At 56.4% G+C, this 12,118-nt stretch carries 11 protein-coding genes and 4 pseudogenes; 6 read left to right on the top strand and 9 right to left on the bottom strand.

What is annotated here, in order from left to right; genetic code table 11:
• Positions 1 to 25: 25 nt before the first annotated feature.
• Together AB8B29_RS24340 and AB8B29_RS24335 are read left to right on the top strand one after the other, a co-directional pair.
• A pseudogene (locus AB8B29_RS24340) lies at positions 26 to 180 on the top strand (DUF3008 family protein); the annotation flags it as partial.
• 292 nt (positions 181 to 472) lie between these two features.
• Positions 473 to 1,837 (top strand): MFS transporter, encoded by a 1,365-nt coding sequence (locus AB8B29_RS24335; RefSeq protein ID WP_037199093.1) that lies wholly within the window; start codon positions 473 to 475, stop codon positions 1,835 to 1,837.
• A 430-nt stretch (positions 1,838 to 2,267) separates the two neighbouring features.
• Here AB8B29_RS24335 and AB8B29_RS24330 read toward each other — a convergent pair whose 3' ends face one another.
• Positions 2,268 to 2,723, bottom strand: a complete 456-nt coding sequence (locus tag AB8B29_RS24330; protein ID WP_439006745.1) for a hypothetical protein — start codon at positions 2,721 to 2,723, stop codon at positions 2,268 to 2,270.
• A 468-nt stretch (positions 2,724 to 3,191) separates the two neighbouring features.
• On the opposite strand from AB8B29_RS24330, the pseudogene AB8B29_RS24325 reads away from it, so the two are divergent.
• Together AB8B29_RS24325 and AB8B29_RS24320 are read left to right on the top strand one after the other, a co-directional pair.
• Positions 3,192 to 3,395: pseudogene (locus AB8B29_RS24325) on the top strand (DUF2934 domain-containing protein); the annotation flags it as partial.
• Between the two features lie 44 nt (positions 3,396 to 3,439).
• Positions 3,440 to 3,856: an HD domain-containing protein gene (locus tag AB8B29_RS24320; protein ID WP_037199180.1), complete on the top strand. Its 417-nt coding sequence runs from the start codon at positions 3,440 to 3,442 to the stop codon at positions 3,854 to 3,856.
• Between the two features lie 970 nt (positions 3,857 to 4,826).
• Here the strand turns inward: AB8B29_RS24320 and AB8B29_RS24315 are convergent.
• The 4 genes from AB8B29_RS24315 to AB8B29_RS24300 form a co-directional block, all read right to left on the bottom strand.
• Positions 4,827 to 5,135 (bottom strand): hypothetical protein, encoded by a 309-nt coding sequence (locus AB8B29_RS24315; protein ID WP_051964001.1) that lies wholly within the window; start codon positions 5,133 to 5,135, stop codon positions 4,827 to 4,829.
• Positions 5,136 to 5,190: 55 nt separating this feature from the next.
• The gene (locus AB8B29_RS24310) at positions 5,191 to 5,628 is read right to left on the bottom strand and encodes a hypothetical protein (protein ID WP_439006744.1); all 438 of its coding nucleotides are present in this window, start codon (positions 5,626 to 5,628) and stop codon (positions 5,191 to 5,193) included.
• A gap of 1,518 nt (positions 5,629 to 7,146) precedes the next feature.
• Positions 7,147 to 7,443 (bottom strand): type II toxin-antitoxin system RelE/ParE family toxin, encoded by a 297-nt coding sequence (locus AB8B29_RS24305; protein WP_037199091.1) that lies wholly within the window; start codon positions 7,441 to 7,443, stop codon positions 7,147 to 7,149.
• A complete protein-coding gene (locus AB8B29_RS24300) occupies positions 7,440 to 7,706 on the bottom strand; it encodes a type II toxin-antitoxin system ParD family antitoxin (RefSeq protein WP_037199090.1) in 267 nt (88 codons plus the stop codon). The genes AB8B29_RS24305 and AB8B29_RS24300 overlap by 4 nt, the downstream gene beginning before the upstream one ends.
• 655 nt (positions 7,707 to 8,361) lie before the next feature.
• On the opposite strand from AB8B29_RS24300, the gene AB8B29_RS24295 reads away from it, so the two are divergent.
• Positions 8,362 to 9,183, top strand: a complete 822-nt coding sequence (locus AB8B29_RS24295) for a helix-turn-helix domain-containing protein (protein ID WP_081938821.1) — start codon at positions 8,362 to 8,364, stop codon at positions 9,181 to 9,183.
• A gap of 36 nt (positions 9,184 to 9,219) precedes the next feature.
• Here the strand turns inward: AB8B29_RS24295 and AB8B29_RS24290 are convergent, their stop codons facing one another.
• The 4 genes and pseudogenes from AB8B29_RS24290 to AB8B29_RS24275 form a co-directional block, all read right to left on the bottom strand.
• Positions 9,220 to 9,609, bottom strand: a complete 390-nt coding sequence (locus AB8B29_RS24290; RefSeq protein ID WP_037199089.1) for a nuclear transport factor 2 family protein — start codon at positions 9,607 to 9,609, stop codon at positions 9,220 to 9,222.
• A gap of 11 nt (positions 9,610 to 9,620) precedes the next feature.
• A pseudogene (locus tag AB8B29_RS24285) lies at positions 9,621 to 10,395 on the bottom strand (MoaF C-terminal domain-containing protein).
• 12 nt (positions 10,396 to 10,407) lie between these two features.
• Positions 10,408 to 11,199 carry an SDR family NAD(P)-dependent oxidoreductase gene (locus AB8B29_RS24280; RefSeq protein ID WP_037199088.1) on the bottom strand — a complete coding sequence of 264 codons (792 nt, stop codon included), beginning with the start codon at positions 11,197 to 11,199 and terminating at the stop codon, positions 10,408 to 10,410.
• Between the two features lie 250 nt (positions 11,200 to 11,449).
• Positions 11,450 to 11,674 (bottom strand): annotated as a pseudogene (locus AB8B29_RS24275) (LysE family translocator); the annotation flags it as partial.
• On the opposite strand from AB8B29_RS24275, the gene AB8B29_RS24270 reads away from it, so the two are divergent.
• Positions 11,622 to 12,083 (top strand): hypothetical protein, encoded by a 462-nt coding sequence (locus tag AB8B29_RS24270; RefSeq protein ID WP_245297549.1) that lies wholly within the window; start codon positions 11,622 to 11,624, stop codon positions 12,081 to 12,083. The pseudogene AB8B29_RS24275 and the gene AB8B29_RS24270 overlap by 53 nt on opposite strands.
• The last annotated feature ends 35 nt before the right edge of the window (positions 12,084 to 12,118 follow it).

The following is a 12,118-nucleotide window of genomic DNA, read 5'->3' as shown; positions in this document are numbered from 1 at the left end:
GCCTGCAAAATCGAAATCGCAATAAATGGCAGCGGGTGCGGCGCTTGCTGCCAAACGCGGCGAAAGGAAAAGGCCGAGTTGAAGGGAGCCTCGAAGAGTATGGTTGATACCATGAGCGAGGGGAGCTTCGCGAACCGGCATCGATCAAGCAAGGGGGAAAAGCCGCAACATGCGGCCAGATCCCGACGTTTAAACGGCTTCGCAGGGCGTCCCCGGCCTCACGAGAAGATGTCGCTTCAGCTTCGCGACCAGGCTGACTATCACATCGGGAGTCTTTTTGCAGAATGGCTGTTGCTCTGCGGCTGCTTGACGAACCGAGACTATCCAATGGTTGTGGCGCCCGTCAGATGCCTGAGTGCGGTGGTCGCATCGACGACACACCAGTCGGATCAGCCGCGACTATTCGAGGTGACCTATGCGATACACTCGTCCATCGGATTCGGATGTTTCCGCAACGACGCAATCAGATCGGATGCCTTCCGCCAGCTCGAAGCTTTCGAAGTCGTTGACGCTTGCGGCCATGAGCCTTGGGTACGGCGTCGTTCAGCTTGATGTTACAATCGTCAACACAGCGCTCAACAGTATCGGGACATCGCTTGGAGGCGGCGTCTCCGAACTTCAATGGGTCGTCAGCACCTACACAATCGCTTTCGCGGCATTCATCCTCACTGCTGGAGCTCTCGGCGATCGTATCGGAGCAAAGATAGTCTTTATGGCGGGCTTCGCCATATTCACCGTCGCGTCCCTTGCTTGCGCACTTGCGCCGACGGCTCAACTCCTAATCGCCGCAAGGGCTACACAGGGATTTGGAGCCGCTATCTTAGTCCCGAATTCGCTTGCACTTTTGAACCATGCCTATGCGGACGAAAGAGAACGCGGTCGCGCGGTCGGAGTCTGGGCTGCCGGTGCGAGCCTTGCGCTGACGGCCGGGCCCCTTGTCGGCGGAGGGTTGATCTCGCTGGTGGGTTGGCGGTCGATCTTTCTGGTCAACCTACCCGTCGGTCTCGTCGGTCTGTGGTTGACCTGGCGTTATACAATAGAAACCGCTCGTTCATCCCGCCGGGAGATAGACTTAGCTGGTCAGGTCGCTGCAATCGCGGCGCTAGGTTGTCTTGCCGGCGCTCTTATCGAAGGCGGTTCGATCGGCTGGAACAGCCCGTTCGTTATCGCGGGTTTCACTTCATCCGCAGTATTGACTGTCCTGTTCATCTTGCAGGAATCGCGCGCATTGCAGCCGATGTTGCCGCTCTCCCTGTTCAAACGCCGCCTGTTCGCCCTGACATCACTCGTGGGTCTTCTTGTCAATGTTGCATTCTACGGGCTGATATTTGTCTTCAGCCTGTACTTTCAGCGCCTCAACGGCTTGTCGCCCTTTGCAACCGGTTTGGCATTCGTGCCCATGATGGGTGCGGTCTTGCCCGCCAATCTGGCCGCGCCGCGCGTATCCGAGGGTATCGGTGCTTCCGCGACCATCGCCGTAGGCGCGGCGACGTCGGGCTTGGCATGTCTGACACTACTTGGTATCCAACATGGCACGAGCTATTGGGCAACTTGCGCGCAACTGGTCGTGATCGGGGCCGGTCTCGGGTTGCTGGTGCCACCACTTACATCCACCCTCTTGGGGAGCGTCGAAAAAGCGCGCTCAGGCATCGCAGCCGGGGTCCTCAATTCGACGCGGCAAACCGGCAGCGTTCTGGGCGTGGCGCTGTTTGGTTCGTTGGTTGGTCGTCGCGACGCTTTCGTCGCCGGTGCACATGCCGCGCTTATCATTTCAGCGTGTCTTCTTTTGGCGGCAGCGGCAGCAATTCTATCCACGCATCTATTCGATAAAGGGTGAGCATCCGCGTCGATGTGGCCTCGCTTGCCATTATGGCGCGCATGCTCGACCAGGCTGTTTTCCAGTCCCATCGTAAAAGGTCAGTGATAGACTAAGGTGAGGAAACATGACCCGCGTTCCTAGTTCCTAGGATGGTCTCGCTGGCTTTTTCAAATGAATCGGCCGTGCCGACATCCCGGACAATCAGGCTTGTCGCTTCTTAACGCTGCTCAAAATTGCCCCACCGTAGCTTATAAAGAACAGAAAGCCGCGACCACCTGAGATGCACGACGATCCGCGTGATGATGCGATCCTGCCGGTGTTCTAACCAACTAAACAGAGCACACCTGATGCGTGATGGCCAAATGGATGAATGATCAAACCTCGGACATCCGACCTCCAGGCTGACGCGGGGTCCGCTTATTCTGCGCCCCTTGCGCGCGAAACGGGATCATTTGTTCGTGCGGTCGAGCAGGATACGCATTTCGTCGAAGCGCCGCTTCCGGTCGGCGTCGGCATCGCTTGCGGAATAGCAGACCTGGGACACGCAGAACCGCGTGAGATGGTAAGGTGGGTCGGACTTATCGAATTCACATTCGAAGCTGTCGATCATATCTGACTTGCTGGTTCCAGGTCGGGTGGAGTACGTCAAACGAGCTCCGGGCGGCTTCAATTCTGGAAAGGATTGGACGATTCCGATGTTGAGATGATCCGTCAAAAGGAAATTCTTGGCGACGACCTGGCATATGTTTTCGAGCTGAGGTGATTGAGCCTCTGCCACGGCTGGCGGCAACAGGAGGGCGGCCGCCACGATCAACGTCCTCAATGCCTTTTCTCCGATGTTCGGGCGTTCGGTCATTCTCTGGCGGAGCCAAAAATCGATGCTGGTGCCTTGAATAGTACCCATGGAGGATGGCCTTTCCGCAGTCCTAAATGTCTGCATATCGACGTTGAGCGCGCATTTTATAGTCTTTTCAAATGTCTCCTGTTGGAGCAGCCTGTGCCGGTGATTGCGTTCAATGGAAATTGATGAGCGTCACCACTCCCGGAGATTCCGCTTATGAACCGATGGAAGAACGATCCAACGTTCTTTCGGTTCCGGAGAAGCTGACGACCGGGTTCTTTTCGCCCTTCCGCTGGAGCAGATCGGCCGATGATCTCGTCAGAGGTGTCGCCATCAGGACATTCCTCAAACACAGCGTGTTTGCGACAGTCGTCCGCGGAGTGATCGAAAGCTGTTGGGGTCGGCGAGCACAATCGGAACAATGCTCCACAAATTGAGTTAGTCACGAGGCAACGGCACCAAGCAAGAGAAGTTGCGAAACACGTTCAATCCTTGCGGTGCGCGAATTGCCCGGTTGGATCACGGGAAATTATGGCTACTGACAAACATGAACAAATCCGCCGCCGCGCTCACGAAATCTGGGAGAACGAGGGTCGCCCCGATGGCGCTGCGTTGCGCCATTGGCTGCAAGCCTGTGATGAACTGGAGGAGGACAATGAGCACGAGACCTTGCAAGATCTGCTAGATGCGGACGATCATAACGCTGAAGCCCTTCTTCATGCCTCCGGCGAAGCGTCGTCAAACCGGACGCATAAAAAGACCGCAGGGCATTGATCGTCATGCAACATCTTGACCACGCGATCCAAATCGCACTCGAGGCACATGAGGGACAGGTCGACAAGACAGGCCGACCGTTCTTCGAGCATTGTCAGCGGATCGCGCTTGTCGTTTCCGGCAGTGAAGCTCGGACGATCGCATATCTTCACGACGTCGTCGAGAAGGGAAGAAGTTGGACGCTCGACCGCCTGAGGGAAGAAGGCTTTCCGCCAACGATTGTGTCGGCTGTAGATGCAATGACGCGACGGATGGGGGAAACAGATGATGAGTTCGTGAGACGGGCAGCATCAAATCCGCTTGCGCTGCCCGTCAAGCAAGCGGATCTCGAAGATAATTTGTGGCAGGCAGAGCAGACCGGCATGAACCCTGAGAAATATCAACGGGGGCTAGATATCCTGTTCGGCGTGATAAACGGCTAAACGGCGCCTTCGCCCGCCCGAAGCACCCGGCAGCCGATAGCTCGACCAAGGCGGGTTTCCTTGGAAGATATTCCCGGGATCCATATTCGCGGACGTGGTCGAGGAGCTTCTCGCGGACCATCCCTGCAAGTACAAGAGGATGCACGTTGGTGACTGCCGACGATTGAAGAACTTTGCGATCCGCGACGCGGCCACGGGAGCGAAGCTCGGCTCGATCAGCATCAACCAGCGCCAGGGTCCACACTTTCCTCACCAGCCTCTGGCAGCGTGCCTGCGCCTGCTGTCTTGGTCTCGTCGATCAGATGTTTCTCCGCATGCGGGCCTGCAGGCGGATGCTCCGCCGAGCTTGCTGGGTTCCTCTTGGTTTGTGCCTCAATTGCCTCTTGCGCTGTGAAAAAGCATCGAAGAATGATCCCGTCGAGAGGGCGCTTAAGCCATTGAAATAGAATTTATTTTACGGACAAACGAGGAGTCACGACCAGCGTCGGCCATGACCCCACAGATGATCTGATTTTGCTATTAATTTTAACTCGTTGTCGAGATTTTCAGCGGAGACAACGTTCCGAGCCAGCTCACACTTCAGGAGCATCAGAAAGTCATATCCTTCGCAATGCTCACAACCGAAACCTGATGCGGGCACCGTGATCGAAACATTCCTGAATGGCAAAATTTGTCCCATGAGAAGCGAGTAAATCCGCGAGCTATGGGAGAAAGCGATGATTGAGATCAAGAACGAGCCAATGTCACTGGATCCTCCGTATCGCAACGATATCCGCACCTCGCAGGCGCTTGATCAGGCAGCCGGCGGTTCGGGGAACATCGCGTCTGTGCAAGGAGAACAGGCATCTTCAGCGGAGATCCGACCCGACCACGGGACCGACGATGCGCGCCGTCAAGCGACGTCGAGACTCCGGCGCCGTAGCGTACGGCCCGATCGAACAGCCCGAGCCGAAGCCTTGAGAGATTGGTATTATTTGTCCGGCTGTTGACCGTTCTGTTGTTCTTTCTGCTGATCTCCAGGCTTTATGACGGGCGTGTTTCCGACCTTTGGCGCGGGTTTTTCCATCTTGTTGTCGCCAACGGCCGGCGGTTTCAGCACGCCGCCGCAGTCGGCCAGTTCCTGGCTGGGATTGCCGTCCGGCGCCGGAGATGCCTGTCCGCTCTCGACCTGCTTGTTGTCGGTCTGCCGGCTGGCGTCCTCGGCCTTGCATCGATCGTCGTTCGGTTGTTGCTGTGCGAATACAAAATTCGATGACATGGCGGCTGCTGTCGCCGCCATCAGCAGGAAGCGGCCGCATTTACTCAGGCCCAAGCCACGCGAACGGCGTGGACGATCAGACCTGCGTGGAGATGACGGTGTCGACGCTGATAGTTCCATCGACGACGCCACGCTGATGATATTCCTTGCCATTGTCCACCTCGATGACGGTATAGAGTTTCTCATTACGAAAGACGCTTGCCATGTTGGTCGTTTTGTCTTCTGCCGGTGCCGCGTCGATGTCCATGAAATCCAGCTCCCTTTCGGACGCGACGATACGAGCGTCCCCGGAGGTGCGCGCGGCAACCAAAACCTCACCATGTGATTTGGCATTTAGCCAATTGGGGTCGTCGTCAGCAGCAATCGGCACTAGGCGATAAAGTTTAAGGGGCTCAGCCATCGTCAATCTCCTTGAGATGTTGAAAAGGCTGCGGATCGGATGGGTAGGAAGCTCGCCTGCCGTTTCGTTGGCTATGGAGAGAAAGCGGAAAATCTCCATATTCTTCAGCACCATCGCGCCCGCCTGGCACGATCTGCAACCTCATAGGGCTAACGCCGCGCTGTGCGCATTGTTCCAGTTCGATGCCAATCGGATGCGGTCGCTCCTCGGTGGAACCATATCCCGGTGTCTCGGTTAGGCTGGCATGGCATTCCTGAGAAACGGAGGTTTGCAATGGCATTCCAGGAACCCAAGAAGACTTCGGAAGATAAGGTGTCATTGTCCGCGACTGACGCCCGGCAGGGCGTGCGTGGTACACACCTATTCGCTATATTGGTCGCGGCACTGGCTCTGGCGGCAATCGTTTGGGGTGGTGTGGAAGTTTGGGGTCGTTATATCGAGCCAAACAAATACCATAACGCAGCGCCGACGATAAGCTCCTCCAGCGGGCAGCCGCAAGCGGGTACGGTCGACAATACCCCCCCCCGCCGGGCAATCGGTCCAGCCGGCGCCGACCGATCGCACGGAAAACAATCAACAGGGAACGAAGAGTACGCCGGCCCAGCCGAGTCGCGATGGAACGCAGAACTGATGCTGTGGCATCGCACGCCGCGCTCACTCGTTCCGCTGCTTGAATTGCATTAATCGCATGTCGCGAGCCAACTTGTCGGCGATGATTTCATCCACGGTCTCGCCAGAGAGACAAATTTGTACCGCTTCGGACATCGCGGTACGCACGCGATGGCGATGTCAGGTTAACTGGGGCTGAAAGATTTTGCGGCTATCTCGCTGTCGGTTGGCACTTAACCGTGAGAATGCGGCTGTTTCTGTTTTGGTTTACAGTTAATTTGAGATTCGAGGGTCGAGGATTTAAACTTAACCGCAGATGCGAGGACGTCGGCTATAGCGAGCGCATTCCGCGATGTCGTTGAAAATGTTGTAAAATCTACATGCTGTCTGTACCTGGGCTGATCTGTAACGGATTGCAAATTTCCGAGAGCACCGTTGATTCTGACACCCCCAGTCTCAAGTTAAGAGCCAAAAACCGTGTAAGAATCTCACATAAACTGCCAAATCTCAAATTAAGTGCCGCAGTAACCTATTGAATTTGTTAGGAGAGAGTCTCGCCGTTAACTGGAAAACGACAAAGACACTCAAAGACAAATTCCACTCAAATCAATGATTTGTCCGCTTTCCCGGGGTGTTTTCGGTTCGAATCCCTTCACATCATACCGATCTCATTTTGGGCGATGGGTTATCGTTTTTAAAAGAGTGAAGTCGCGGCCGAGTGAGGGACGATTGCTTTGCGCCCTCACATCGGCCGTTGATAACGGAGCATCGCGAAGCCTGACATAATCCGCTGGGTTGTAAGGCCGCTTCCTTTCAAGAGCGAGGTTATATGGCGTGCCGGTCAGCATCCGTTATCGCGCATAGTCCTGGTCGTGAAACGAGAAAATCAATGAAGATACGAACCTTTGCCGGATAAACCGCATAGAGGTGGCGTTGAGTGCTGCGGGAAGGTCGAGGAGGTGCACAGGCAGTCGCCCAGCTCCGCTGTTTGAGAGGGCGTTCGTCTCGGATCGACCGGCGCAGTTATTCACCGAACAGCATGGTGCCATAATCGGTGGCGCCGTGCAGAAGATGGATGATGACCACCTTCGCAGATTCGACGCGATAGAAGATCAGATAGTTGCCATGGACGCGCCGGCGGATACCATGGTGCTCGTAGCGGGGGACGAGGGAGTAGCCATTCGGATTATCGACGAGATCCTCGCACTTGCTGCGTAGCTCTCGGATGAATGACAGCGCGCGCTGAGGATTGTCCCTTGCGATATAATCGGCGATCTGCTCAAGGTCGTTTTCCGCCTCGTAGGAAAATTCGAGGATCATGCCGATTTTTCGGCCTTGTCAGCTATCGCGCCGTATTTGGCCTCAAGCCGATCGAAGACATCGCTGGCCGGCTTCGTTCGGCCTGCATCCCCATCGGCAATGCCGCGCATGATTGAGGCATCCAGCGCGGCAAGCCGGGTCTCGCGGTCCTGGATCAGTCGCACACCTTCCCGCAGGACTTCGCTTTTCGAACCATAGCGACCTGTCTCGACAAGTTGCTGAATATAGCTTTCGAGCTGCTTTCCCAGATCGGCACTGATCATGCGGTCCTCCATCTGATGCGATGCAGAACAAATAGGCAGTTTATCAACTATTATCAATCCCCTTCGGGATCCCTCCATTTTGGCCTAAAATTGAAGATCTTAGGTCAAGGGCTGGCCATCTTGCGAACTCAGCTTTAAGACTGCCGTCGTGGCCAATTGGTTCGGCTTCGATTTCGTCCTAAATTTCCGCGGGGCGTTCCCCATGAATTCGGTTACTATCCAAGCGAGACCCGCAGCCATTCCGGAATGGTGCGCTTGAACGGCGATTAAACAGGGGTGTAATTTCTTGGAATCGGTCAGTCTTCCGAGTGCAAAACGACGCGTGACTAACAATTTGAAGCGACGGGCTGATTTGTGGACCGGAATGAACCGGGTCGAACGTTCGTATCCCTTCAAGAGCGCCGTTTATAACTTGGTCAATTCAAAAGGCGGTTGGGGCTGATCAATCCTCCTGAGATGATCGGGCGCCGTTGGAACGACAGCGATTGCCGAAAAGGGCAGTCGCTATCGCTTGTGGTTCAGATCATCCCCACTTCATCTCACCCTTTGCGACCTTGGCACCCAGTTCAAGGGACCCGATGTCAGCGAGATTGGGATATCGCTTGGTCATCGCGGCGATCAAAGTCGCACTGTCTTTGGCCTTCTCTTCTTCCTCATGGAAGGCAACAAGGTAGTCGCGCGTGAACTTGACGGCATCGAGACCTTGCGGTGCGTCTTGGGTCTGATGGGCGGGGACGACGATCTTCGGCTTGCGGGCCGCCAGTTCGTCGAGCGCCTTGATCCAGGCCTGCCGCTTTGCAGGGAAAATGGCCGCAACGTTCCCATTGGCGCCGATGCTGTGGTCATTTACGATCCGAGCCGCCCCTACATGCTGACCAACAGAACGGCCGTTCGCCTGCTCCTCCTGCAATTGCCCCGTCGCGCTTTGCCGGCGGCAGCGGTTATCCGGCTTACGGAGCCGTTTGTCGCGATGCCCGAGCACGCGGGGATGCAGCGTATCCTGCTGTCGCTGATGGATTCGACAATCCGGGAGATTGGGGAGTTGGACGACACAACGCGCGCAAGCCTCGGCCAGACGATGATCGAGCTCGTTCGAACGATAATTGGCACCGATCAGCTGCATGGGCGATCAAGCGCCCATTCCCTCGATTTGCTAAGGCGACGAGTGAAGGATTTCGTCTCGGATAATGTTTCGCGGCCAGATCTCGAGGTCGGTATGATTGCCCGCCGGATGGGGTGTTCCGTGCGGTATGTCTATCGTGCATTCGAGGAAGAGGGCACCACGCCCGCCGACTATATCTGGAGCCTGCGGCTGGAGAGAGCCGCGTCCCGGCTAAGGGACGCAACATGCCGCGCGGGCGAAATATCCGAGATCGCCTTTGCGCTCGGCTTCTCTTCGAGCGCTCATTTCTCACGGGCGTTTCGTGGTCGCTACGCGCTTTCGCCATCCGAATGGCGAAAGGTCGATGCTCCGTGAAATCCGGCCCCTGTGGTCATGGGCCGGTCTCAGGGTTCATTTCATTGCTTCCGCCACACGCAGTGTATCGGTAAACTGCTCGAAGCGCCGGATCTTGCCATCGGCGACGCCCCAGACATGGACGACACGCGCCTCGAAGGGCTTCCCGGTCTCCTTGTGAGTTCCGGCATAATCGCCGATGCCGACCACGTCGCTGCCGGCGTCCAACAGTCGGTCGAGTTTGAAATTATAAACCTCGAAGATGTCACCGAGCGCCAGGAAGACGTTCTTGAAGACCTCTTGCGGGCCGACATAAGTGCCGGCGCAGGGAAAGCCATCCATCTCCGTCCATCGGCAATCTGGCGCTATGTCGGCAAGCATGCCATCCATGTCGCGGCGCTCGTTGGCATCGTAGTGTGCCTTCACGATTTCATATGCTGTGCGCATTGCCGTTCCTCTCAGACCGGTTCCTGATCGGGAAGATAGTATGTCATGGATGCCTTACGTATGAACGCACCGGCCGGGGAGTTCTGGATATGGCCGTCGCCGGTGATGCCAAGGAACTTGCCGGTCGAACGCATATCCTTGAAATTGTAGAAGAATGTCGAAGCGACGGCGATCTTGAATTCACGGAACGTGAAGATGTATTGGTCCTCGTCGAACTTGTAAGTGGTAGTCAGGTCGACGTCGCCGTGGCCACGCTGAACGCCTGCCAGGCACTGCCATGCATAGCGCTGCGACGAGAGGTAAGTATGTTCGTAAACGTGGTTCGGGCTATAGGTCAAAAGCGCCCTCAGCCCGATCAGATCACGGCTTTCGACCGGTTTGGGGCCGCTGACCACACCGCCTTCGACGATACCTGGCCGAAAAATCTGCGCCACTTGCGGTTCGCCCACGGATTGCTCCTCTTCGCGCACTTTAGATCGAGAGAACGCGGCGGCTGGAGACGTTGAGGATCAAGGTTTCGGCTTCCTTGGGCCGATCCGCGAAGATGATTTCGACGAAGAAGGTATCGGGCGCGACCTCGATGACTTCAACCTTCTCGGTTGCGCTGTTTTTGCCATCGGACCACTGAACCTTCCCCTTTGAGAAGACGAGGGCAAGCTTGCGACCATCGTCAAAGTCGATCATGTAGGATGAGCCTGAAAGGGCATTCGTCGTCGGCAAACGGTTCGTATCGATGCCATAGGCAAATTGATCGTAGGCTTTCCAGTCTTTGGGATTCTGGTTCATGATGCTTCCTCCTCAGTGTTCGGAAAATGCGAGCGTGGGCAGATCGACAGTTCCGGCTCCACCGTCAACCGTCAGTATAGCGCCGTTGATCATCGCTGCTTCGGTCGATGCCAGGAAGCAGACAGCATTGGCGACATCTTCTGCAGTGGCCGGGCGCCCAAGCGGAACGTCTTTCGTCACCAGGGCATACGCCTCCTCGATACTCTTCAGCTTGAATTTTTCAACGATGAATTCCATTTGCTCGTCGGCCATCGCCGTCGTCACCCAGCCGGGGCAAACAGTGTTCGTCCTCACGCCAAGACGGCTATAGTCTCGAGCGAGCGACTTTGCCAGCCCGATACAGCCATGCTTCATCGTAACGTAGCCTGCGGCATCGGGACCGGCGAAAAGCCCGGCGATCGAGGCGAGCACGACGATATTGCCTTTGCTCTTGATCAGGTGCGGGAGCGTTTCGCGCGCACTGACGAAGGCCGTGTTGAGGTTGAGCCTGATGGACAGATCCCAGGTCTCGTCCGACATGCTGGTCGTTGGGCCGATACCATGGCCGCCAGCATTGGCAACGAGGATATCCAGTCCGCCGAACGTCTCGACGACCGTTACGACGGCGGCTTTCATGCTGACGCTATCCGCTGCGTCGGCCGCAACGACGGCTGCGCCGATCTCTTCGGCAATCGCGTGGAGTGGCTCCGGGCGCCGCCCCAGTAGTGCGATATTGCCACCTTCCGATCGAATGCGGCGTGCCACTGCCGCTCCGATTCCAGTTCCTCCGCCCGTGATCAAGGCCGTCTTGTTTTTGAAACGCATGATGTCTCCTCTCACCCTCGGGGGATATCATGATCGAATGCGGCAACGCCGTCGCGTCTAGTTCTGCAATCAGTTTTGACTGAGAGTGCACGAAGAACTGGGGAAGTAAGGGAACATCAAGTCACGGTCACACAGCTTTGGCATCCTGCTAAAACGACCGCATAATAGCTGACGCTCCGTTGCGCAAACAGACGGTGGGATCGAGCGGCATCAACTTAACGGCAGAAAAGGCGCGATCATGAAGCGGGCCGATCTCGTATGCGATTGGAACAGCGACAAAAAGCTGTGAAAGTCCCAACGCTGCCGCGAGTGCATGGCAATATGTGCCGAATGCTATCCCGGCATAGGTCAGAAAGCCCGCAGCTCGCCCTTGGCTTATGGTGCGTGACGCAATTAGAAGCATATCGGGTCCGGGCGTCGCAGTGAGTACGACGCATGCGGCTGCAAAAAGCATGATTGTGGAGAAATCCGGCATATCGTTTCGATCCTATCGACTGCATGGCAATGTGGCGCGGGTCTTTCGGGAAGTCGGCATTGTCATTCTTGAGCCCTTGCGGATCGTATCCCACCTGTTCGGCCATCTGGACGGGATGAACGAATCCGACACCCTCTGCGAGGTAGCGCCCGAATTGCCGACCGAGGATCAGGCTTTTGTCAGGGGCATCGGCCGGCTGGTCGAGCAGCTGCGCGACCTATGGGATACGCGTGGGGAGTGGCCGAGCTATGATGCGTGGATCGATGTCGGTGCGGTCTGGTTCCAGCTTTTCGAGGAATTCGGCGTGCATACGCAGCCGCGGCTTGACGGGCAGGTCTTATCAATGTCCCTTTCACAGTGGATACGATGCCGGCAGGATCTGCGCAGGCCGATATGTTGTGCGCCTTGATGGGAGGCTACGGAACCTAGGTCAGTAAGATGAGC

This window comes from Rhizobium sp. 11_C7_N12_5 (assembly GCF_051811145.1).
GTDB classification, from domain to species: domain Bacteria; phylum Pseudomonadota; class Alphaproteobacteria; order Rhizobiales; family Rhizobiaceae; genus Rhizobium; species Rhizobium lusitanum.
The sequence above is the reverse complement of the archived record's forward strand: the minus strand, read 5'-3'. Positions and strand labels throughout refer to the sequence as shown.